This is a genomic window from Anaeromyxobacter dehalogenans 2CP-C (genome assembly GCF_000013385.1).
Taxonomy (GTDB): domain Bacteria; phylum Myxococcota; class Myxococcia; order Myxococcales; family Anaeromyxobacteraceae; genus Anaeromyxobacter; species Anaeromyxobacter dehalogenans_B.
In genome coordinates, this window is sequence record NC_007760.1 from 986,832 (window position 1) to 1,008,410 (window position 21,579).

The window sequence follows — 21,579 nt, forward strand, 5'->3', positions numbered from 1 at the left end:
GCCGAGGCACGCAGGAGCGGACATGGATCGCACACCCACCCATACCCACCGTGACGTCGAGGCCCTGCAGGTGCCGAGCGGCCACCTGGTGCTGCTGCCCCAGGGCACCTGGCTGGTGGTGCAGCAGTCGCTGGGCGGCCAGTTCACGGCCATGACCGAGATGGGCGGGCTGGTGCGCATCGCCGGCAAGGACGCCGACGCGCTCGGCGAGGCGTTCGTGGAGGAGGCGCGGCGGTTCGAGCAGGAGCGCAGCGCCGCCGCAGAGGGGCCGTTCGAGGAGCAGAAGATCTGGGACGCGCTCGGGACGGTCTACGACCCGGAGATCCCCGCCAGCATCGTGGAGCTGGGCCTCGTGTACGCGGTGGCGGCCGAGCCGGTCGAGGGCGGCCACAAGGTGCGGATCGTCATGACCCTGACCGCGCCCGCCTGCGGCATCGGCCCGGTGCTGGTGGACGACGTCCGCCGCAAGGTGCTGGGCGTGCCCGGGGTGAAGGACGCCGAGGTGGACCTGGTGTTCGACCCGCCCTGGGATCCGTCGAGGATGAGCGACGCGGCCAAGCTCCAGCTCGGCTTCATGTAGCCGCGGGCCGCCCCGCGGCTACGCGTCCACCGCGTACTTCAGCACGGTCGAGGCGACGCGGATCACGTCGCCGTGCCGGAGCGTCTGCTCCTTCACCTGCTTCGAGTTCAGGAACGTGCCGTTGGTGGAGTCGAGGTCCACGAGCACGTGCGCGCCGCCCGAGACGAAGATCCGGGCGTGCCGCCGCGAGGCCTGGTCGGACCCGATCACCACCGTGTTGCCCTCCTCGCGGCCGAAGGTGACGTCCTCGTCGCCGAGCGGGTAGCGCCTCCCCTGCTCGCCGGCGTCGGCGGAGTGGACCACGACGAGCGCGGCCCGGACGGTCTCGGCGCGGCCGCCCTGCTGCGGGGCGCCGCTCGCGCGGGTTTCGTCGAAGCTCATGCCCATGCGGTTAGCACGAGCCAGGGCGCGCGGTGAAGGGGCTGCCCGGGGGCACCGTCGCACCTCGGCCGGGCCGGCCGGGCGCGTCACCCCTCCCCGCGCGCACGGACCGTCATCACGGGCACGGGCGAGAGGCGCAGCACGCGCTCGGCCACGCTGCCCAGGAGCGCGTGGGCCACGCCGCGCCGGCCCTGCGTGCCCATCACCACCAGGTCGGCGCGCGCCTCCGGCACGGTGGCGAGGATCTCCTGCCACGGCGTGCCCAGCTTCAGCACGCCCTTCACCCCCGGGCACTCGCGCTCGACGTCGCGCAGCGCCGCGTCGAGCCGCGCCTGCGCGTCCGCGACGAGCGGCGTGGCGAGGTCGTACGGGATCGGCCCCTCGTCGCGGTACCCGGGGATCTCGCAGACGTGCACCACCGTGAGCGCCGCCCCCGCCTCGCGCGCGAGCGCGGCGGCGAGCGCGAGCGCGCGGCGGGACGCCTCGCTGAAGTCGGTCGCGGCCAGGATGCGCGCGAAGGTCGCCATGCGCTCCGTCCTGCCGAGCAGACCACCGGTACCTCGCCGGGACGATCGTCCCACCGGTGCGGAGCCCCGGCAATGGCGAAGCGGCGCGGGCACGCGGGGCGCGGCAAACGATCGCGGCACGGGCCCCGGGGCCGCTGCCCGGAGGGAGGACGCTCGGGTGGAGCGTGCGGATCGCTCGGCCCCTCTCCACCTTGTGCGCCGACGCATGGAAACCAAGGGAGAGCGATCGATGATGCGATGGAATCGTTGGGGTATGGCCGCGGGCCTCGCGGCGGCGCTCGCGTTCGCCGGCCAGGCGATGGCGCAGGGCGCGGGCGGATCGGGCGGGAACACGGGGAGCGGCCAGCCGGCCGGCTCCGGCAGCACGGGCGCCGCCAGCGGGAGCAGCGGGAGCATGGGCTCCGGCAGCACCGGCGGCAGCATGGGGTCGGACAGCGGCAGCGCGGGCAGCACCACGCGCGGCAGCGACACCGGCAGCGCCGCGACCGGCAGCACCGCGACCGGTAGCACCGGCAGCGCCGGCTCGAGCGCCTCGGCGGCGGGCTCGGCGAAGGTCTCGAAGGATCTGGACGAGGGGCTGCAGAAGCTCCACGCGGCCAACCTGTCCGAGGTCCAGATGGGCGAGATGGGCGTGCAGCACGCCCAGAACGAGCAGGTGAAGCAGTTCGCGCAGCGCATGGTGGACGACCACCGCAAGGCCGACGAGCAGCTCACCCAGACGTCGCAGCAGATGGGGATCGACCTGAACGGCAGCGCGTTCCAGAAGGAGCAGACCAAGGCGCAGAAGCGCATGGACAAGCTGACCGCGAAGACCGGGGCCGCGTTCGACAAGGCCTACATGGCCGACATGGTCGAGGACCACCGGAAGGACACCCGCGAGGTCGGCGCGCTCGCGAAGAAGGCGCGGCAGGGCCAGCACCAGGAGCTCGCCTCGTTCCTCGAGCAGACGCACAGCACGCTGCAGGGGCACCTCAAGGAAGCGCAGCAGACCCAGAAGGCGCTGAGCGGCTCGACCCGCCAGGCGCGGAAGCCGCGCGGGACCTCGGGCGCCGGCTCGACCGGCACCGGCTCCTCGGGCTCGATGGGCGGGAGCTCGGGCTCGCCCGACACCGGCACTGGCGGCGGCGGCGGGCACTGACGTCCGCCGGGGGGATGCGAGCGGGCCGGGGGCACGTGCTCCCGGCCCGTCGCGATCTCACCCGCGCACGAGCCGCCGGGGCACGCGCACGTCGAACGTCGAGGTGCCGCGCCGCACCTTGAGCAGCACCGAGGTGCCCTCCGGTCCGCGGATCGCGTCGATCGCGCCGGCCATGCCCAGCTCGGTCACCTGGCGCCCGTCCACCTCCAGCACCACGTCGCCGCGCCCCAGCCCCACCTCGGCCGCGCCTCCGCCGGCGATGACCTGCGCCACCGCGAGCCCGTCGCCCGAGGGCGCCAGCACCGCGCCGATGCCGGCCAGGTCCACGCGCGGCTCCTCGCCCTCGGCGGTGGGCCGGAGCCGCACCTCGACCGGCCCGGTGGTGCCGCCCGGCTCGACCTGCACGCCGCCCAGCACGCGCGCGTGGTGGCCGGCCGCGGCGACGAAGATCGAGGAGCGCGCCGGCAGGCCGCCGAGCGCGAACGTCCCGTCCGCCGCGCTCACCGCCTCGGAGAGCACCGGGAACGTGGACGCCGCGGCGCTGGGCAGCGCGCCCTCCACCGACAGGCGGGCGCCGGCGATGGGCGCGCCGCTGGCGTCGTCGCGCACCACGCCGGTGAGCCGGCCGCCGGACTCCAGCGCCGCGTCCACCACCGCCACGCCGCCGTCGCCCGGGATCTCGACCGCGCGCTCGCCGGACGGCGCGTAGCCGGGCGCGGTGATCACCACCGTGGCCGGGCCGGGGGCGAGGTCGTCGAGCGCGTAGCAGCCCGACGGGTCGATGACCGAGCGCGTGCGCTGCGGCACCAGCCGCAGCGGGCCGCGGCGCTCCAGCACGAGCACGGTGAACGGCGCCACCGGCGAGCCCGCCGCCGCGGACCGGACGCAGCCGCGCAGGCGCCCGCCGGCGGCCAGCTCGAGCAGGAGGTCCTTCGCGCCGGGCGCCACCCGGCGCAGCGCGGCGGGGGCGCGGCCCTCGGCCCGGGCCCGCACGCGGTAGGCCCCGGGGTCGAGCGGCGGCAGCTCGAAGCGGCCGTCGGCCCCGGTGACGGCCTGGGCGGTGGGCGCGTCGTCCAGGCCGAGCACGCGCTCCGGCGACGCGGTCACGAGCGCGCCGGCGACCGGGCCGCCGCCCTTCGCGACCACGCGCCCGGACACCGGGGCGCGCTCGCCCAGCGGCCGGTGCGCCGGGCCCAGCTCCACGGTGACGCGGCCGTTGACGCGCTCCAGCGGCCCGATCTCGGCGCGCCCGGGGAGATACCCGTCCTTGCGCACCTCCAGCACCGCGCCCTCCGGCGCCGCGAACCGGAACACGCCGCGCGCGTCGCTGGTGAAGCGGTCGGCGATCGGCACCAGCGCGGCCTCCTCCGCCGCGCCGAGCAGCCGGACGCTCGCGCCCGCCACCGGCGCGCCGTCCCGGTCCACGACGTGTCCCTCGAGCTCCGCCGCCGGGGCGAGGTGGATCTCGATGCCGCGCACGTGGCGGCCCGCCACGGCGTCGAGCTGGACGGGGCTGTGCCCCCACTCCGGCGCGAACGGCAGGAAGCCGGGCGCGGTGACCGCCGCGAGGAACCAGCGGCCCGTCTCCGGCGGCTCGAAGCGGAACGCGCCGCCGGGCCCGGCCCGGACCGAGGCGGCCGCGCCCGCGCGCGAGAAGGTCAGCTCCGCGCCCGGCACGCCGGCGCCGGTGCCCGCCGCGACCACCGTCCCCTCGAAGCTGGCCGGCCCGGCGTCGGGCGGGGCCGGCGGCGCCGGGGGCACGCGGATGGGCAGGGCGGCCGGCGGCGGGGCCTCGGGCGGCCGCGGCGCGGCGGCGGCCGGGGCCCCGGGCGCGGGCGCGGGCGCGGCTCCGGCGTCGCCCGCTTCCGGCGCGCCACGCCGCAGCAGCGCGGCGGCGAGCAGCAGGGCGAGGAGGACCAGCCCGAGGGCGAGGAACGCGGTGCGGCGGGGGCTCTGCATGCGCGGTCTGTATACCGCGACCTGACCTCCGGGGCAGGTGGCACGCCGGGTACGTGCGTGCTAACACGGCTGCTTCACTGGTCGTCACGGCGACGGCGCTGGAGCCTGCCCTGGCTGCGGCGCGTCGCCGCCGGGCGGGAGGGCGCGGGTGGCGGACGGCGGGAGGGCGCGAGGAGGCTGGGGGCTTGCGTCGCTCGCCGCCCACGCCGCGCTCGTGGCCGCGCTGGCCTGGCGTCCGTCGCGCCCGCGGCCCCCGCCGGCGCCGGTGATGGTGCTCCTGCCCGGCGCGCCCGCGCTCCGCGCGCCACGCCAGCCCGTGCCCGCACGCCCTCCGCCGAGGCAGGCGGCGGCGCCGCGTGCGCGCTCCGGCGGGGGCCACCGCGGCGTACCGGTGCCGCGCGTGCTGCCGGAGGCGCTCCCCGCGGCCGGGCTCGAGCCGGTGACGCTGGAGGCGGAGGAGGTGCTCACGCTGGGCGAGGGGCAGGCGTTCACCGGCGACGGCGTCGGCGACGGTCCGTTCGTCCCCGGCGACGGGTTCGGCCCGGGCGGCGGCGGCGCGGGCGGGGAGGCCGGGGACGGGGGCGAGGAGGGCCCGCCCTGGCTCCGGTCGGCGGTGCTGCGCCAGCTCCAGGCGCAGATCGACCGCGACCCGTACCCCGCCGCCGCGGAGCTGATGGGCTGGTCCGGGACGGTGCGCGTCGGCTTCACCATCCTCACCGACGGGAGCGTGGCCGACGTCCGCGTCCTCGCGTCGAGCGGCCATGGCGTGCTCGACCGCGCCGCGCTCGCCGCCGTGCGCAAGGCCGCCCCGTATCCCCGCCCGCCGGTGGACCAGCCGGTGGTCGTCCCGGTGGTCTGGTACCTGCCCCCGTGAGCCGGCCGCCGTGGCGCGGCGGGCGCGCTACTCCGCCCGCATCGCCTCGACGGGATCGAGCCGGGAGGCCCGCGCCGCGGGGTAGATGCCGAAGACCAGGCCGGCCGCCGCGGCGGAGCCGAGCGACAGCAGCACCGACCAGAGCGGCACCCGCGCCGGCACGACGTCCAGCTCCCGCGCGACCAGCGCCACGCCGCCGCCGAGCGCGACGCCGATCGCGCCGCCCGCGAGCGCGAGCACCAGCGACTCGACCAGGAACTGCGCCAGGATCCGCTGGCGCCGCGCCCCCAGCGCCATCCGCACGCCGATCTCGCGGGTCCGCTCGGTGACCGAGACCAGCATGATGTTCATCACGCCGATGCCGCCCACCAGCAGCGAGAGCGCGCACAGGCCGAACGTGGCCGCGCCCACCACCCGCGCCAGCCCGTCGAACAGGTCCGCGGCGGTGTCGTTCGAGAAGACCTCGAAGTCGTTCTCCTCGAGCGGGCCGAGCCCGCGCACCCGGCGGAGCGTCGCGACCACCTCGGCCATGGCCTGCGGCACGTCCTCCACGCGGGTGGCGCGGACCGCGAGGTTCGTGCCGAGGGCGCGCCCGAGCACCGCGTCGTACGCGGTCCACGGGACCGCCACGAACCCGTCGCGCGACTCGAGCCCGAGCACCGTCCCCATCCGCTCCGCCACGCCCGCCACCTCGAACGGCACGCCGCGGATCCGGATCTCGGCGCCCAGCGGGTCGGCCCCCGGGAACAGCACGTCGGCGACGCCCGCGCCCACGAACGCCACCCGGCGCGCCAGCGCCACGTCGGCGTGCGAGAGGAACCGCCCGCTCGCGACGGTGACCGCGTTGGTGAACTCGTAGTCGGGCAGGACCCCGAGCACGTCGATCTCGTTGCGCGTGGCGCGCGTCCGCGTGGCGACGGCCTCGGGCCGGCGCCCCTGCTCCTCGATCGAGACGAACGCGACGTGGGGCAGGCCGCGGAGCGCCTCCCCCTGCGCGCGGGTGATGTCCTTGCGGCTCGCGTACCGGTGCCACGCGTCGTGGCCCACGGTGACCATCGGGAACTTCTCCACCCGGAACGCGCCCGCCTCGAGCATGGAGAGCTGGCCGGTCATCTCCAGCCGCAGCCCCTCGGTGAGCGCCATCATCGCCACCACCGTGGCGGTGCCGATGACGATGCCGAGGGCGGTGAGGAGCGAGCGGAGCGGGCTCGCCCGCAGCGTGGCCGCGGCCATCCCGACGTCGTCGAGCCAGGAGCGCATCGCCTCCCAGTTCACCACGCCGGCGCGCGGGCGTCACGCCCCGAAGGACCGCCGCGGCTCCGGCGGCGATCGGGGCCGCGCTCAGGCCGCGGCCGCGCGCGGCGGGTCGGGGCGGATGGCGAGCCGCAGCGGGCGGCCGGCGCGCAGCACCTGGAGGTCGATCTCGCCGGCGCGGGCCAGCACCAGCACGCGCTGCAGGTCGTCCAGCGTCTGCACCGGGCTGCCGCTCGCCGCGACCAGCAGGTCGCCGGGCCGGAGCGCGGCCCGGCCGGCGGGCGCGCCCTCCACCACCTCGAGCACCCGCACCCCGCGCCCGTGGCCGGCCAGCGTGGCGTCGCGCGCCTCCAGGTCCTCGCCCCGGGCGGCGATCCCGAGGAACGGGCGGCGCACCTCGCCCTCGCGCATCAGCACCGAGGCCACCCACGCGGCGGTGTGCGCCGGCACCGCGAAGCCGATCCCGTGCGCCCAGGGGAGCATGGCGGTGCTGAGCCCGACCACCGCGCCGCCCGCGTCGAGCAGCGGTCCGCCCGAGTTGCCCGGGTTGATCGACGCGTCGGTCTGGACCAGCCCCTCCAGCACCGCGCCGCGCGGCGCCGCCAGGTTGCGGTGCAGCGCCGAGACCACGCCCACCGTGACCGAGCGCTCGAAGCCGAGCGGGTTGCCGATGGCCACCACCAGCTCGCCCACCGAGAGCCGCCGCTCGGAGAGCGCCAGCGCGGGGAGATCGCGCGCGTCCACCCGCAGCACGGCCACGTCGGTGCGGTCGTCGGCGCCGGCGCGCTCCGCCGCCACCACCCGCGCGCCGGAGAGCCGGACGCGGACCGGGCCGCGTCCGCGCGCGACGTGCGCGTTCGTGAGCACCCAGCCGTCGGGCGCGATCACCACGCCGGAGCCCTGGCCGCCGCCCTGCTCGACGCCCACCACCGCCGGGGCGGCGCGGGCCACCAGGTCCGCCACGTCGCGCGAGAGCGCCTGCAGCCCGGTCACGCCCGCCTCCCGCGCACGCCCACGGTCACCGCGACGTCCCGCACCTCGCCGGCGCGCAGCACGCGCAGCGCCACCGCCTGGCCGATCCGGTCCTCCGAGAGCAGGGCCAGCAGCTCGCCCGGATCCTGGAGCGCCTCGCCGCCCACCGAGAGGATCGCGTCCCCGAGCAGCACGCCGGCCCGGTCCGCCGGGCTGCCCGGCTCGACCCGCGCCACGAGCAGCGCCAGCTCCTCGCCGGTGCGCGCGCGCAGCGCGGGCGGGAGCGGGACCGGCTGCGTGGCGAGCCCGAGGTAGCCGCGGCGCACCTCGCCGTGCGAGAGGAGCGAGGTCACCACGCGGCCGAGCGTGGCCGCGGGCACCGCCAGCGCCGCGCCGCGCACCAGCCCGGCCGCCGCGACGCCGAGCGCGAGGCCGTCCGCGCCCAGCACCAGGCCGCCCGACAGGCCGGGGTGCCGGGGGACGCCCAGCTCCAGGTGGCGATCGATGCGCCCGCCCATCGGCGCGCGGAACGCCTCGCCGGCGCGCATGAGCAGGCCCAGCTCCGCGCGCGGCCCGCGCCCGGGCCGCGTGACGACCAGCGTGAGCTGCCCGGCCGCGGCGCCGTCCGCGTCCGCCCAGCCCGGCGGCGCGAGCCCGGGCGCGCGCACCCGCAGCGCGGCGAGGTCGGTGCTGGGGTCGCGGCCGATCACCTCCGCGGCGACCTCGCCGCCCGACGGCAGCCCGACCGTCACGCCCTCGTCGCGCTCGAGCGCGTGGTGCGCGGTGACGATCACGCCGTCGGACGACCACACGACGCCCGAGGCGGAGGCGTGGCGCCGCCCGTCCACGCGGACGACGTGGGCGGCCGCCGACGCGGCGAGCGCGGCGAGGCGGGCGGAGAGCTGGGCGAGGACGTCGGCCTGGGGGGGCGTGGCGGAGGGGGACGCGGAGGTCATGGCCGGAAGCTAGGCGGCCCGGGCGCGGCGCACATCGGCGGGAGGGCCAGGGCGCGACCTGGCCGGATGGGCAGGGCGGGCTGAGCGGATGGGATCCGCGCGCCCGCGTCCCGAGCCCGCCCGGCCGCAGGCGGTTAGATCCGGCGCATGGAGCCGCTCCGGGTGCTGGTGGTCTCGGCCGATCCGCTGGCGCGGGCAGGCCTCGCGGCGCTGCTCGGCGCGCGGCCCGAGCTCCGGCTCGCCGGCGAGGCGGAGCCGGCGCGGGCGCAGGCCGTGGCGCGCGAGGCGGACGCGGCGCTCTGGGACCTGGGCGCGCCTCCCGCTCCTCCGACGCCCCGCGGGGCCGCGGACGGCGGGGGCGCCGAGGCGCTCGCGGTGCTCGCCGCGGGGCTGCCCGCGGTGGCGCTGGTGGCCGGCGAGGCGCAGGCGGGCGAGGCGCTCCGGGCCGGGGCGCGGGCCGTGCTCCACCGGGGCGCCGGCGCGGAGGCGATCGCCGCCGCGCTGCGCGCCGCGGTGGCGGGGCTGACCGCGCTCGACCCCGAGCTGGCGGCGGCGCTGCTCCGGGCCCCCGCCGCCGAGGCGGGCGGGCCGCTCACGCCGCGCGAGCGCGAGGTGCTGGCCCTCGTGGCGGAGGGGCTCGGCAACAAGGGCATCGCGGCGCGGCTCGGGATCTCCGAGCACACCGCCAAGTTCCACGTGAACGCGATCCTCGGGAAGCTGGGCGCGGGCTCGCGCGCCGAGGCCATCGTGCGCGCCGCGCGGCTCGGTCTCGTCGTGCTGTGACCGCGCGGCGCGGCGCCGCGGCCCCGGCCGGGCGTGGCGCGCGGCGGGGCGGCGCGCGATCGGCTGGTGTGGGCGCGGCGCGGTCGCGGCGCCCGGGAGGACGGACATGGCGGGGCACGAGGCGGAGGAGCGGGCGCAGGCCGGCGCGGAGCGCGCGGGCGGGATCGAGGCGGTCCGGGGGCTGCTGGACCGGGAGCGGGTGGCGGTGCTGTCCACGCTGTCGCTCCGCCACGCAGGCTGGCCGTACGGCACGCTGGTGCCGTTCGCGGTGGCCGCGAGCGGCGAGCCGCTGCTGCTGCTGTCGGCGCTGGCGCAGCACACGCAGAACCTGGAGGCGGACCCGCGGGCCACGTTGCTGGTGTTCGACGGGGAGGCGGCGCGGGCCGATCCCCGGACGGCGGCGCGCGCGACGCTGGTCGGGCGGGTGGTCCGGGTCGGCGCGGCGGAGGAGGACGGCGCGGTCGAGCGGTACGCCGCGCGCGTGCCGGGCGCGAGGGGGCTGCTCGCGCTCGACTTCTCGCTGTGGCGGCTCGAGGTGGAGGAGGTGCAGCTCGTGGGCGGGTTCGCGGCGGCGGGGTTCTTCGGGGGGGAGGAGCTGCGCGCGGGGGCGAAGGCGGGGTGAGCGGGCGGTTCTTGACGGCTGGGCTGTTGAGGGGGCAGCGGCGGTCGGGGGACGGGGCCGCGTGGTCCGGAACCGGGGCGGCGCGGATCGGCTCACGAGAGGCCCGTGGGTGGGGCGCGGGGCGCGGGGGGCGGTCGGGGGTTGGCGGCGGGGAAGGTGGCGGGGCGGCGGAGGGGGAGGGGCGTGGTCACGGTTAGGGAATGACTGCGGCCCAACGGGAACGCTCTGCGTGCTTGACGGGGGTCGCGCGGGAAGCGGCGGTCGCGTTCGGAATGGCTGGGGCGCAGGGCTCTGCTGCGTTCGCAGGCCGCCGCTGCGGCGCTGGAGGGCGACGCGAGGGGGCGCGAGGCCCGGGTTGCGTTCGCGCGCCTGAGGCGATCGTCGTGCGTTTTACGATGGGCGAAATTCGCCTGCGATGCTTCGCGCATGGACAACGCTACCGAGTTCACGAAGCGTCTCATCGAGCTGCTCCGGTCCGAGCGGCACGCCATGGCGGAGTTCCTGGTCGCGCTGGCGGAGTTCGACCGTCGGGCCCTGTGGCGGGAGCGGGGGCACACCTCGCTGTTCTCGTTCCTCCGGCGCGAGCTGGGGCTGTCGGCGGGCGCGGCGCAGTACCGCAAGACGGCGGCGGAGCTCATCCGGCGGTACCCGGCGGTGGAGGCGGCGCTCCGGGACGGCAAGCTGTGCCTGTCCTCGGTCTGCGAGCTGGCGAAGGTGGTGACCACCGAGACCTGCGCGGAGATCCTGCCGCGGTTCTACGGGCTGTCGAGCCGGGATGCGGCGGAGGTGGCTGCCTCGATCCGGCCGGTGGAGAACCCGCCGCGGCGCGAGGTCGTCGTGCCGCTGCGGGCGGTCTCTGCGCCGCCGGCGGTCGTCGCACCTGCTGCGGAGCCGGTTCTATTTCGGGCGCCCGAACTGAATGCACCCAGTCGGGTCGAATTCGTGGGCCATTCAGAGTCGGCTCGCAGTGAGCCAGAGTCCGCTCGCAGTGAGCCTGTCGAACTGCGAGCGGCAACCCCTGCCGGCAAGCCCAGCTCCGTGGACTGGCTCGACTCGGACCAGGCGCGGATGCACCTCACCGTCTCCAAGGCCTTCCTGAAGAAGCTCGAGGCGGCTCGGGACGCGCTCTCCCATTCGATGCCGGGTGCGTCTCGCGAGAACGTCCTCGAGGCGGCGCTGGACCTGCTTCTCGACGACCGCGCGCGGCGCAAGGGGATCACGGCTCGGCCGCAGAAGAACGTTCGTCCCTCGAAGCCGGATCACATCCCCGCCCATGTCCGGCGCGAGGTCTGGGCCCGCGACGGCGGGCGGTGCACCTTCGTCCTCCCGTCCGGCGAGACCTGCGGCTCGACCCACCAGCTCGAGCTCGACCACGTCGTGCTGCGGGCGCGCGGCGGCGCCTCGACGGCGGACAACCTTCGGATCCGCTGCCGGGGGCACAACCTCGCGGAGGCGCGGCGGGTCTTCGGGGACGCGTTCATGGACGCGTACGCGGCGAGACGACGGGGCGGGTCGCCCGATGAGGCGGCAGCACCGTGAGTAAACGGCCGCTCAGCCTCGGGTCACCTTGCGTACCCCGCGGCGCTCCAGCCACGCGACGGCGCGGTCGCGCTGGTCGCCTTGCAGCACGATGGCGTCGGCCTCCACGCCGCCGCCGCAGCCGAGGGCGCGCTTCATGGCATCTGCCCACGCGGCGAGCGGCCCGGGCGCGAGGGCGAGCTTCTCCACCACGGTCGCCTCCTTGCCGCCGCGGCCCTTGCGCTCGAGGCGCACCACGGCGCGCGCGGGTCCGGGCGCGGGGGTGGCCGCGGGCGGCGGGGCGGGGGCGGGCTCCGGCTCCTGCGGGGCGACGTGGTCCTCGGGGAGCCGCGCACGGAGCTTCTCGAACGCGGCGTTGAACGGGCCGGCGGGCGCGTCCACGGGCGGCGGCTTCTTCTTGCTCACGGGGACCTCCTCCTCGTCCTCGCGCGGCGGCGCGGGCTCGCGCGCGGCGCGGCGAGCCGCTGCGCCTCCTCGAGCCACGCTCCGCCGAGCCGCGCTGCCAGCGCCAGCCCCTCCTCCCACGACGGCCCGTCGGGCACGGCCCGCTCGGCCATCCCGAGCAGCCGTGCCTCGAGCGCCAGGTCCTCGCAGAGCCGGCGCGCGGCGCCGTCGTCGAGGCCGCAGGCGGCGAGGAACGCGGCGCGCCCGGCGGGCCGCACCCCGGCGCGGCGCAGCCAGGCGCGCTCGGCCTCCGCGGTCTCCTCCTCGCCGGCGGCGAGCCCCATCGAGCGGGCGAGCGCGGCGAGCGCGGCGCGGCGCAGCCCGTCGGCGGCGAGCCGGCGGGCGTCGGGCCGGCGGGCGAGCGCGGCCAGCACCTCGCTGGAGGGCACCTCGGCGCCGCCGGGGAGCAGCGTCGCGGCGCGCGCGAGCCGCGCCCGGCGCAGGTGCGCGGGCGGCGGGCCGGCCGCTGGGCGGGGCGGGGGCGGCGCCCCCTGCCGGCGGGCGCGGGCGAACGCGGCGGCGGCGAGGAGGCACGCCTCGGCGTCGGCGCGCTTCACGTCGGGCGCGCGGGGCAGCCGCTCGGCGAGCCGCGCCCGCTCGGCCGGCCCGACGCGCGTCCGGGCCAGCACGGCGGGCCAGGTGCGGTGCGTGTAGGGGATCGCGCCGGCCGCGGAGAGCACGCCGCGCGCGGCGGCCGGGCCGATCTCCCCCGAGGCCCGCGCGTCCTCCAGCGCGGCGCGCACCTGGACCAGCGGCAGCGTGAACGGCCGGAAGCCGTCCTCGGCGCGCCCGTGCAGCAGCGCCACCTCGCCGTCGTCGTCGATGACGCCGTCGCGGTACCAGGCGAACACGCGGCCCACGCCGACGACCCCGTGCGCGGCCAGCTCCGCGGCCCGGAGCGCGCCCATGCTCCCGCCGCCGAACACCGCCACGCCGGCGTCCAGCGCGGCCAGCACCTCGCGCGGCCACACCGACGGCACCGTGTCGAACAGCCCGTCCACCAGCGCGATGGCGAGCGGGCGCGCCGGCAGCACCGCCAGCAGGTCGCCGGCGCGGGCGGGCGGGAGCACGCGGCAGGGCGCGAGCCGGCGCGCCTCCTCCGCGGGGAGCGAGGGGCCGAGGAAGGCGACGACGTCGCCGGGGCGCAGGCGCGCGGAGGCGGGCTTCACAGGAGCTCCGAGAGCAGGAGGCCGGGCGCGACGATCTTCACGACGTGAAGGCCGGGCGGGCCCTCGAGCGCGACGCGCACCGCCGGGCCGAGCCCGGCCGCGCGGAGCCGGGCGGCGATCCGCCGGAGCGCGGCCGCGGGGGACGGGGCGGCGAGCGAGGGCAGCGCGGCGGCCCGGCGCGACGGACGCAGCGCGGCGCAGGCGGCGGCGAGCGGCGCGGACGAGCCGCGGTCGCCGTGCAGCACGTCCTCGCGCGCGCCGTGGATCTCGGTGGCGCGCGACTGGGCGCCCTCGAGGAGCGCCGCGAGGAGCGCCTCGTCGCGCCCCGGCCGGCAGGCGTACCCGGCCGCGAGCGGCACGGGCCCTCCCGGATCCCCGAGGAGCGCGCCGGCCACGGGCAGCCCGAGCCCGCCCGCGCGGCGCCCGGCGGGCGTGAGATCGAGCAGGTGGATCCGCAGCCCGCGCCCCTCCAGCGACGCCGCCAGGGCCGCGGCCCGCGGGGCGGCGGCCGGCAGCGAGCGCGGATCGATCAGGCGCCGCGCCAGCTCACCTCGGGTGAATCCGTCCGGGAGCGCGCGCGCGAGCTGGTCGCGCTCCACCGCCTCGAGCAGCGCGTGCAGCGCGGCGCGGTCCGGGTCCGGGTGCGCGCCCATGCCGTTCGAGGTCCAGGCCAGCACCGCCGGCCCGAGCAGCGGGCCGCCGGGGGGAGGGCAGAACACGGCCTGCGCCGGCACCGCCACCGGCGCGCCGCCCTCGAGCGGCACGCCCTCGCACCAGGCGACGCGCAGCGCCTCCCAGGCCGGATCGGCGCCGCCGCCGGCCAGGGCGCCGGGCCCGATCACCGCGCCCTCGCCCAGGCGGGCGCGGAGCTCCGCCGCGGACGCCAGCGGCATGGGGCCGGGGCGCTCCGCCGCCCACAGCTCGGCCGCCTCGGCCACCGCGCCGAGCGCTGCGTCCTCGAAGGTCGCGCCCTTGCCGTTCGTGACCTGGAGCACGTGGCCGTCCGGGCGCACCGCGCTCGCCACCTCCACCCCGGTCCGGTCGAGGCCGGTCAGGCGGGCGACGCGCGTCACCCCGAGTGCGTGCGTCAGCGTGTCGCGCCGTCCGTCCCGAAGGGGTCGAGGGATCCCGGCCATGCGCCCTTATATCCCGGGCCGCCCCTCGCCCGCCCGCGGCGCGGGAACCCTTCTGCCCGAGGTGACATCGATGCCCGAGACGCCGGTCGGCCTGGCCCTGGCCCACTACGAGAAGAACGCCGCGAACTACCTCGACGAGCTGAAGCGGCTGGTCCGCATCCCCAGCGTCTCGTTCCCGGGCTTCCCGGAGAACGAGGTGCGGCGCAGCGCCGAGGCCACCGCCGAGCTCCTGCGCCGGCGCGGCTTCGAGAAGGTCGAGGTGCTCGAGGTGGAGGGCGCGCACCCGTACGTCTTCGGCGAGCGCATCGAGGATCCCGCCGCGCCCACCCTGCTGCTGTACGCGCACCACGACGTGCAGCCGGCCGGCGAGGCGGAGGCCTGGAAGACCCCGCCGTTCGAGCCCACCGAGCGCGACGGCCGGCTGTGGGGCCGCGGCGCCGCCGACGACAAGGCCGGCATCATCGTGCACGCGGCGGCGGTGGACTCCTGGGTGCGCGGCGCGCGGCGCATGCCGCTCAACGTGAAGATCGTGGTCGAGGGCGAGGAGGAGATCGGCTCCGACCACCTGACGGCCTTCCTCACGCGCTACCGCTCGCGCCTCGACGCCGACGCGATGGTGCTCACCGACACGGGCAACGTGGACGCGGGGGTGCCGTCGATCACGGTGGCGCTCCGCGGCCTGGTGGTGCTCGAGGTGGAGGTCCGCGCGCTCGAGCAGAGCGTCCACTCCGGCATGTGGGGCGGCCCGGTGCCGGACCCGACGATGGCGCTCGCCAAGATGCTCGCCGCGCTGGTGGACGACGACGGGCGCATCACCATCCCCGGGATCCACGACCGCGTCCGCCCGCTCACCCGCGAGCAGCGCGACGCCATCGCCGCGCTGCCGGTCACCGAGGAGGACATCCGGCGGCAGGCCCGGCTGCGGCCCGGCGTGCGGCTGCTGGGCGGCCGGCACCCGCTGGAGACGAACTGGTGGCAGCCGTCGCTGGCGGTGAACGCCATCCAGGCGTCCTCGCGCAAGGACGCGCGCAACATCATCAACGACGTGGCCTGGGCGCGCCTCGGCGTGCGCCTGGTCCCGGACATGGACCCGGTGGACGTGCGCGAGAAGCTGGTGGCGGCGCTCCACGCGGCCGCGCCCTGGGGCGTGGAGGTGACCGTCAAGCCGGACACCGCCGGCGCGCCCTGGATCACCGACCTCGGCCACCCGGCGTTCGACGCGGCGTTCCGGGCGCTGGAGAAGGGGTTCGGGCGCCCCGCGCTCGCCATCGGGTGCGGCGGGTCCATCGGGTTCGTGGAGCCGTTCGCCAAGGCGCTCGGCGGCGTCCCGGCGCTGCTCATCGGCGTCGAGGACCCGTCCTCCAACGCGCACTCGGAGAACGAGAGCCTGCTGCTCTCCGACTTCCAGAAGGCCATCCGGAGCGCGATCCACCTCTACGAGGAGCTGGCGGGCGCGCTCCGCCGGTAGCGCCCGCCCGCGCGCCCGGCCGGCGCGGCGCGCCGGCCGCTCCGCCGCGCCGCGGCGGGGATGCGGCTATGATGTCCCGCCGCCCGCCCTGGCCGCCGCCCGCGCCCGGTGCGCACCCTGAGGAGGAGCATGGCCCCACCGAGGAAAGCCGCCGCCGCCCGCACCGAGGAGGCGCGCGCGCTCGAGCGCGCGCGCGACCTGCCCAACGCCCGCACGGCGCTGGACGTGGACGCGCTCCGCCGCGCGTTCGCCGACCACCTCCAGTACTCGCAGGGCAAGGACGAGCACACCGCCACGCCGCTCGATCGCTACTTCGCGGTGGCCTACGCGGTGCGCGACCGGATGATGCGGCGGTGGATCCAGACGCAGCAGACCTACTACAAGGTGGACGCGAAGCGGGTCTACTACCTCTCGCTCGAGTTCCTGATGGGCAAGGCGCTCGAGAACAACCTGCTGAACCTCGGCGTCTACGACAACATGCGGTCGGCCCTGAGCGATCTCGGCATCGACCTGAGCGCGCTGCTCGAGCAGGAGCCCGACGCCGGCCTGGGCAACGGCGGCCTGGGGCGGCTCGCGGCCTGCTTCCTCGACTCGCTCGCCACGCTGTCGATCCCCGCGTACGGCTACGGCATCCGCTACGAGTTCGGCATCTTCGACCAGGAGATCCGCAACGGCTACCAGGTGGAGCGCCCGGAGGAGTGGCTGCGCTTCGGCAGCGCCTGGGAGATCCCGCGCGGCGACGCCTGCGTGCCGGTCTCGTTCTACGGGCGCACCGAGCACGGCGTGGACGCGAAGGGCCGGCTGCAGGTGCGCTGGGTGGACGCGCGGCACGTGCTGGGCATGCCGTACGACGTGCCCATCACCGGCCACGGCAACCAGACGGTCAACACGCTGCGGCTCTGGCGCGCCCGCGCCTCCCAGGAGCTGGACCTCGCCGACTTCAACGCCGGCGACTACCTGTCGGCCGTCGAGGAGAAGGACCTCTCCGAGAACATCTCCAAGGTCCTGTACCCGAACGACCTCACCGTGATGGGCAAGGAGCTGCGGCTCCAGCAGCAGTACTTCTTCGTCTGCTGCTCCATCCACGACATCGTCAACCGCCACCTCAAGGTGCACGAGGGCTTCTCCGACTTCCCGGACAAGGTGGCGATCCAGATGAACGACACGCACCCGGCCATCGCGGTGGCCGAGCTGATGCGGGTGCTGGTGGACGAGCACGGGCTGGAGTGGGGCCAGGCGTGGGAGATCTGCGGCGGCACGTTCGGCTACACCAACCACACGCTCATGCCGGAGGCGCTGGAGAAGTGGTCGGTGGATCTGTTCGGCCGGGTGCTGCCGCGCCACCTCGAGATCGTCTACGAGGTGAACCGGCGGTTCCTCGACGGCGTGCGCGCCGCGCGCAAGGCGGACGAGCCGGCGCTGCAGCGCATGAGCCTCATCGAGGAGGGGCCGGTCAAGCAGGTGCGCATGGCGAACCTGGCGGTGATCGGCTCGCACTCGGTGAACGGCGTGGCCGCGCTCCACACCGAGCTGCTGAAGCGCGAGCTGTTCCACGACTTCCACGCGCTCTGGCCGGAGCGGTTCAACAACAAGACGAACGGCGTGACGCCGCGGCGCTGGCTGCTCCAGGCGAACCCCGGGCTGGCGCGGTCGATCACCGAGGTCATCGGGCCGGGGTGGGTGACCGACGCCGCCCAGCTCCGCGGCCTCGAGCCGCTCGCCGAGGACGCGGGCTTCCGCCGCCTGTTCCGCGACGTGAAGCGCGACAACAAGGAGCGGCTCGCCGAGATCGTCCGCGCCGAGAACGGGATCTCGCTCGACCTCGACTCGATCTTCGACGTCCAGGTGAAGCGCATCCACGAGTACAAGCGGCAGCTCCTCGCCATCCTGCGGGTGGCGAGCGAGTACCTCCGGCTCAAGGAGGACCGCGGCTACGACCCGTACCCGCGCAGCTACCTGTTCGGCGGCAAGGCGGCGCCGGGCTACGCGATGGCGAAGTGGATCATCAAGCTCGTCGGCTCGGTGGCCGACGTGGTGAACCGCGACGTGGACGTCCGCGGCCGCCTCGCGGTGGCGTTCCTGCGCAACTACCGGGTGTCGCTCGCCGAGCGCATCTTCCCGGCCGCCGAGGTGTCGGAGCAGATCTCCACCGCCGGCAAGGAGGCGTCCGGCACCGGCAACATGAAGTTCGCGCTGAACGGCGCGCTCACGGTGGGGACGCTGGACGGCGCGAACGTGGAGATCCGCGAGGAGGTGGGCGCGGAGAACTTCTTCCTGTTCGGCCTCACGGTGGAGGAGGTCGCGGCGCTGAAGAAGGGCGGCTACGACCCGTGGGAGTGGTACCGCAAGGACCGGCGCATCAAGCAGGTGCTCGACGCGCTGTCCTCGGGCACGTTCTCGCCCGGAGAGCCGGGGCTGTTCCGGCCGGTGGTCGAGTCGCTCCTCAACGGCGGGGACCCGTACCTCGTGCTGGCGGACTTCGCCGCCTACTGCGCGTGCCAGGAGCGGGTGGAGCAGGCCTACCGCGATCCGGACGGCTGGACCCGCAAGGCGATCCTCAACGTGGCGCGCGCCGGGAAGTTCTCGTCCGACCGGACGATCCACGAGTACGCGACCGAGATCTGGAAGGTGCCGCCGGTGCGGGTGGTGGAGTAGCGCGGCCCGCCGCGCCGCGGGGACCGCGCCAGCCGAACTCCGCCAGCTCCACGCGCCCCTGCGCGTCGAAGCCGACGCCCTCCGCCTCGAGCAGCGCGCGCTGCACCGCCGCGCCCATCGGGTCGAGCAGGCTGATCCCGGCGCGCCCGCGCGGGCGCGCGCCGAGCACCCGCTGCCAGGGGACGGCGTGGCGGGTCCCGCGCAGCGCCGCCATCGCGTACCCGACCTGCCGGGCCGCGCCGGGCTTGCCGGCGGCGAGCGCCACCTGCCCGTAGGTCGCCACCCGGCCCCGCGGGATCCGCTTCACCACGCGATAGAACTGCGCCCAGCCGGCCGGCTCCGCCATGCGCGGAGCCTACCACCGCGCCGGCCGCCGCCCCGGTCCCGCACGCGGCGTGCCGGCCCGGGCGTCCGATGCTAGGCTCGGGCCGCGGCGGCGCCGCGGGAGGTCACATGCACGGGGCGAGGTGGGGGGTCATCGCGGCGGTGCTGGCAGTCTCGGGCTGCTTCGACACCGAGCCCTGCCCGGCGCCGCTCGAGGCGTGCGGCGGCATCTGCTACGACCTGCGCACCGACCGGCTGCACTGCGGCGAGTGCGGCAACGCCTGCGCCGGCGGCGAGGTGTGCCTGAGCGGCGCCTGCGTGTCGGATCCCAACGCGGCCTGCGTGAGCCGGTCCGGCGGCGCGTTCGTGACCCTGGGCGTGTGCGGGGACACCGTGAAGGCGTGGATCGTCGCGCCCGACTTCATCAGCCGCGCCGAGGCGCTGGTCGCCGACCCCGCGTCGCCCGGCGCCGCCGTGCCGACGTTCGATCTCCGCGACGGGAGCGACTGCGACGCACAGTGGAGCTGGAGCCCGTCCCCCGCGACCGCCCGGTTCGCGGACGCCGGCTCCCCCTCCTGCAGCGCCTGCCCCAGCTCGGTCCAGGCGGATCCGGCCGGGTGGATCACCCAGGTGGGCGTGTGGTGCCCGCCGGCGCGGGTCCTCGCCGTCCACAGGCAGTGAAGCTGGCCCCCGGCGGATCCCCAGGCCCGGCCTGGGTGTGGCTGCGGTAATTCGTCCTTCTCGCGCCGGTCGCAGCGCGCTAGCCTCCGGCGCATGACTCACGCGCGCTCCGTCGTCGTCGCCGCCGCGGCCGGCCTGCTGCTCGCAGGCTGCGGCTTCCAGTCCATCCCCCAGGCGGAGAACGCCGTCTCCGCGGCCTGGGCGGAGGTGGAGAACCAGTACCAGCGCCGCGCCGACCTCGTGCCCAACCTGGTCGAGACGGTGAAGGGCTACGCCTCGCACGAGCGCGGCACGCTCGAGGCGGTGATGGCGGCGCGCGCCCAGGCCACCCAGGTGCGCATCCCGGTGGACCAGCTCACGCCGGAGAACCTGAAGAAGTTCGAGGGCGCGCAGGGCGCGCTGTCCTCGGCGCTGGGGCGGCTGCTCGCGGTGTCGGAGAACTACCCGCAGCTGAAGGCGAACGAGAACTTCCGCGACCTGCAGGCGCAGCTCGAGGGCACCGAGAACCGCATCGGGATCGCGCGCCGCCGCTACATCCAGGAGGTGCAGCGGTTCAACGATCTCGTGACCGTGCCGCCCACCAGCTGGACGAACTCGATGATGTACCACAAGCAGCCGAAGGCGCAGTTCACCGCCACCACGCAGGGGGCGGAGAAGGCGCCCGCGGTGAAGTTCTGATGGCGGTCGCCGCCCCGGCCGGCCGCCGCGCGCGCGCGCTCGCGGCCGCCGCCGTCCTCGCGGCGGCGCTCGCCGCGCCGCCCGCCGTCGCCGAGACGGCCGTCCCGCCGCTCACCGGCCCGGTGGTGGACGCGGCCGGCGTGCTCTCGCGCGCCGATGAGGCGCGGCTGGCCGCGCTCTCCCGGGCGGCGCGCGGCGCCGAGGGCGGGCAGGGCGTGCAGCTCCAGTACCTGCTGGTGCGCACGCTCGAGGGCGAGCCGATCGAGGACTACTCCATCCGCGTCGCCGAGGCCTGGAAGATCGGGACCCGCGGCAAGGACAACGGCGTGCTGGTGACGGTCGCGGTCGAGGATCGCCAGGTGCGCATCGAGGTGGGCGGGGGGCTGGAGGGTGGCCTCACCGACGTGCAGTCCTCGCGCATCATCCGCGGCGTCATCGTCCCCGCGTTCCGGCAGCAGCGCTACGGGGACGGGCTCTACGACGCCGGCGTGCAGGTCCTCGGGGCGCTCGGCGCGCTGCCGCAGGGCGTGGACGCGCGCCGGGCGGTCCGGCCGCAGGTGCGCGTGCCCTCGCTGTTCGTGCTGCTCCTGTTCGTGGTCGCGTTCGTGATCCGCGTCCTGACCGGCTTCGGCCCGCGCCGGCGCCGCTCGCTGTGGTGGGGCGGCGGCGGGCCCTGGGGCGGCGGAGGCCCATGGGGCGGCGGCGGCTTCGGCGGCGGCGGGGGCGGCTGGTCCGGCGGTGGGGGCGGGTTCTCGGGCGGCGGCGCCTCGGGGCGCTGGTGAGGAGGCGCGCGTGAAGCTCGAGCTGCAGTTCGACGAGGCGGCCCGCCGCCGCATCGCGGAGGCGGTCGGGCGCGCCGAGGCGCTCTCGCGCGGGCAGATCGTCCCGGTGGTGGTCGAGAAGAGCGACCCGTACCCGGAGGTCCGCTACCGCGGCGCGCTCCTCGCCGCGGCGATCGCCACCGGGGTGGTGCTGGCGCTGCACCTGCCGGTCACGCTGGCCGAGCTCCCGCTCCTCCAGCTCGCGGCCGGCCTGCTCGGCGCGTGGCTCTCGATGTGGGATCCGGTGGAGCGCCGGCTCGCTGGCGCGCGCGCGCTCGACCAGGCGGTGCGCGCGCGGGCGGTGCGCGCGTTCCACGAGAACGGGCTGCACCGGACCGCGGAGGGCACGGGCGTCCTGGTGTTCGCGTCCCTGTTCGAGCGCGAGGCCGTGATCCTGGGCGACCGCGGCATCCACGAGAAGATGGGCGACGCGGGCTGGGACCGCGCGGTCGCGGCGCTGGTGGCCGGGATGCGCGCGGGCGAGCCGGGGAGCGGCTTCGTCGAGGCGATCGCCCAGTGCGGCGCCCGGCTCGCCGAGCACTTCCCCCGCGACCCGGCGGCGCGGCCGCCGCCGAACGAGCTGGAGGACGCCATCCGCGCGTCGCGCACCTGACGGCG

Annotated in this window: 22 protein-coding genes; 12 read left to right on the forward strand and 10 right to left on the reverse strand. The window is 77.0% G+C overall.

Translation table 11 applies throughout. The features are described 5' to 3' along the window. The first annotated feature begins 22 nt into the window (after positions 1–22). Positions 23–580, forward strand: coding sequence for a putative Fe-S cluster assembly protein SufT (gene sufT, locus ADEH_RS04340; protein ID WP_011419906.1), 558 nt, complete (start codon positions 23–25; stop codon positions 578–580). A gap of 18 nt (positions 581–598) precedes the next feature. Here the strand turns inward: sufT and ADEH_RS04345 are convergent, their stop codons facing one another. Together ADEH_RS04345 and ADEH_RS04350 are read right to left on the reverse strand one after the other, a co-directional pair. Then, complete coding sequence (locus tag ADEH_RS04345) at positions 599–961, reverse strand: FHA domain-containing protein (RefSeq protein WP_232287424.1); 363 nt, start codon at positions 959–961, stop codon at positions 599–601. Positions 962–1,047: 86 nt separating this feature from the next. Then, entirely contained in the window at positions 1,048–1,488 is a 441-nt protein-coding gene (locus ADEH_RS04350) for a universal stress protein (RefSeq protein WP_011419908.1), read from the reverse strand. Positions 1,489–1,741: 253 nt separating this feature from the next. Here ADEH_RS04350 and ADEH_RS04355 point away from each other — a divergent pair, with 253 nt between their 5' ends. Continuing rightward, positions 1,742–2,626, forward strand: coding sequence for a DUF4142 domain-containing protein (locus ADEH_RS04355; protein WP_232287425.1), 885 nt, complete (start codon positions 1,742–1,744; stop codon positions 2,624–2,626). 57 nt (positions 2,627–2,683) lie between these two features. Here the strand turns inward: ADEH_RS04355 and ADEH_RS04360 are convergent, their stop codons facing one another. Next, positions 2,684–4,585, reverse strand: a complete 1,902-nt coding sequence (locus tag ADEH_RS04360) for a carboxypeptidase regulatory-like domain-containing protein (protein WP_011419910.1) — start codon at positions 4,583–4,585, stop codon at positions 2,684–2,686. A gap of 391 nt (positions 4,586–4,976) precedes the next feature. Here ADEH_RS04360 and ADEH_RS04365 point away from each other — a divergent pair, with 391 nt between their 5' ends. Further along, complete coding sequence (locus ADEH_RS04365) at positions 4,977–5,459, forward strand: energy transducer TonB (RefSeq protein WP_232287426.1); 483 nt, start codon at positions 4,977–4,979, stop codon at positions 5,457–5,459. A gap of 27 nt (positions 5,460–5,486) precedes the next feature. Here the strand turns inward: ADEH_RS04365 and ADEH_RS04370 are convergent, their stop codons facing one another. The 3 genes from ADEH_RS04370 to ADEH_RS04380 all read right to left on the reverse strand — a co-directional run bounded on the left by ADEH_RS04370 (position 5,487) and on the right by ADEH_RS04380 (position 8,641). Then, positions 5,487–6,719, reverse strand: coding sequence for an ABC transporter permease (locus tag ADEH_RS04370; RefSeq protein WP_011419912.1), 1,233 nt, complete (start codon positions 6,717–6,719; stop codon positions 5,487–5,489). An 81-nt stretch (positions 6,720–6,800) separates the two neighbouring features. Next, a complete protein-coding gene (locus tag ADEH_RS04375; protein WP_011419913.1) occupies positions 6,801–7,706 on the reverse strand; it encodes a S1C family serine protease in 906 nt (301 codons plus the stop codon). Beyond that, a complete protein-coding gene (locus ADEH_RS04380) occupies positions 7,703–8,641 on the reverse strand; it encodes a S1C family serine protease (protein ID WP_011419914.1) in 939 nt (312 codons plus the stop codon). Before ADEH_RS04380 ends, ADEH_RS04375 begins: the two co-directional genes overlap by 4 nt. 147 nt (positions 8,642–8,788) lie before the next feature. Here ADEH_RS04380 and ADEH_RS04385 point away from each other — a divergent pair, with 147 nt between their 5' ends. The 3 genes from ADEH_RS04385 (at position 8,789) to ADEH_RS04395 (ending at position 11,585) form a co-directional block, all read left to right on the forward strand. After that, the gene (locus ADEH_RS04385) at positions 8,789–9,424 is read left to right on the forward strand and encodes a helix-turn-helix transcriptional regulator (protein WP_011419915.1); all 636 of its coding nucleotides are present in this window, start codon (positions 8,789–8,791) and stop codon (positions 9,422–9,424) included. Between the two features lie 106 nt (positions 9,425–9,530). Continuing rightward, on the forward strand, positions 9,531–10,046 hold the full coding sequence (locus tag ADEH_RS04390) for a pyridoxamine 5'-phosphate oxidase family protein (RefSeq protein ID WP_011419916.1): 516 nt from the start codon (positions 9,531–9,533) through the stop codon (positions 10,044–10,046). A 426-nt stretch (positions 10,047–10,472) separates the two neighbouring features. After that, positions 10,473–11,585 carry an HNH endonuclease gene (locus ADEH_RS04395; protein ID WP_011419917.1) on the forward strand — a complete coding sequence of 371 codons (1,113 nt, stop codon included), beginning with the start codon at positions 10,473–10,475 and terminating at the stop codon, positions 11,583–11,585. Positions 11,586–11,597: 12 nt separating this feature from the next. Here ADEH_RS04395 and ADEH_RS04400 read toward each other — a convergent pair whose 3' ends face one another. Genes ADEH_RS04400 through ADEH_RS04410 form a run of 3 tightly spaced genes read right to left on the reverse strand, consistent with a single transcriptional unit; the run spans position 11,598 to position 14,334 of the window. After that, the gene (locus ADEH_RS04400) at positions 11,598–11,990 is read right to left on the reverse strand and encodes a translation initiation factor (protein WP_011419918.1); all 393 of its coding nucleotides are present in this window, start codon (positions 11,988–11,990) and stop codon (positions 11,598–11,600) included. Next, positions 11,987–13,198 (reverse strand): TfuA-like protein, encoded by a 1,212-nt coding sequence (locus ADEH_RS04405; RefSeq protein WP_011419919.1) that lies wholly within the window; start codon positions 13,196–13,198, stop codon positions 11,987–11,989. The genes ADEH_RS04400 and ADEH_RS04405 overlap by 4 nt, the downstream gene beginning before the upstream one ends. Further along, on the reverse strand, positions 13,195–14,334 hold the full coding sequence (locus ADEH_RS04410) for a YcaO-like family protein (protein WP_011419920.1): 1,140 nt from the start codon (positions 14,332–14,334) through the stop codon (positions 13,195–13,197). Before ADEH_RS04410 ends, ADEH_RS04405 begins: the two co-directional genes overlap by 4 nt. A gap of 70 nt (positions 14,335–14,404) precedes the next feature. Here ADEH_RS04410 and ADEH_RS04415 point away from each other — a divergent pair, with 70 nt between their 5' ends. Together ADEH_RS04415 and ADEH_RS04420 are read left to right on the forward strand one after the other, a co-directional pair. Beyond that, the gene (locus tag ADEH_RS04415; protein ID WP_011419921.1) at positions 14,405–15,802 is read left to right on the forward strand and encodes a M20/M25/M40 family metallo-hydrolase; all 1,398 of its coding nucleotides are present in this window, start codon (positions 14,405–14,407) and stop codon (positions 15,800–15,802) included. A 129-nt stretch (positions 15,803–15,931) separates the two neighbouring features. Beyond that, positions 15,932–18,457: a glycogen/starch/alpha-glucan phosphorylase gene (locus tag ADEH_RS04420; protein ID WP_011419922.1), complete on the forward strand. Its 2,526-nt coding sequence runs from the start codon at positions 15,932–15,934 to the stop codon at positions 18,455–18,457. Here the strand turns inward: ADEH_RS04420 and ADEH_RS22705 are convergent. Next, the gene (locus ADEH_RS22705) at positions 18,360–18,803 is read right to left on the reverse strand and encodes an MGMT family protein (protein ID WP_011419923.1); all 444 of its coding nucleotides are present in this window, start codon (positions 18,801–18,803) and stop codon (positions 18,360–18,362) included. The two genes, ADEH_RS04420 and ADEH_RS22705, sit on opposite strands and share 98 nt — an antisense overlap. Before the next feature lie 107 nt (positions 18,804–18,910). On the opposite strand from ADEH_RS22705, the gene ADEH_RS04425 reads away from it, so the two are divergent. From ADEH_RS04425 to ADEH_RS04440, 4 genes are all read left to right on the forward strand, one after another. Then, complete coding sequence (locus ADEH_RS04425; RefSeq protein ID WP_041453316.1) at positions 18,911–19,462, forward strand: hypothetical protein; 552 nt, start codon at positions 18,911–18,913, stop codon at positions 19,460–19,462. Positions 19,463–19,555: 93 nt separating this feature from the next. Further along, the gene (locus tag ADEH_RS04430; protein WP_011419925.1) at positions 19,556–20,140 is read left to right on the forward strand and encodes a LemA family protein; all 585 of its coding nucleotides are present in this window, start codon (positions 19,556–19,558) and stop codon (positions 20,138–20,140) included. Beyond that, the gene (locus tag ADEH_RS04435; protein WP_011419926.1) at positions 20,140–20,922 is read left to right on the forward strand and encodes a TPM domain-containing protein; all 783 of its coding nucleotides are present in this window, start codon (positions 20,140–20,142) and stop codon (positions 20,920–20,922) included. Before ADEH_RS04430 ends, ADEH_RS04435 begins: the two co-directional genes overlap by 1 nt. A 10-nt stretch (positions 20,923–20,932) precedes the next feature. Next, positions 20,933–21,574, forward strand: a complete 642-nt coding sequence (locus tag ADEH_RS04440; protein ID WP_011419927.1) for a TPM domain-containing protein — start codon at positions 20,933–20,935, stop codon at positions 21,572–21,574. Positions 21,575–21,579 lie beyond the last annotated feature (5 nt).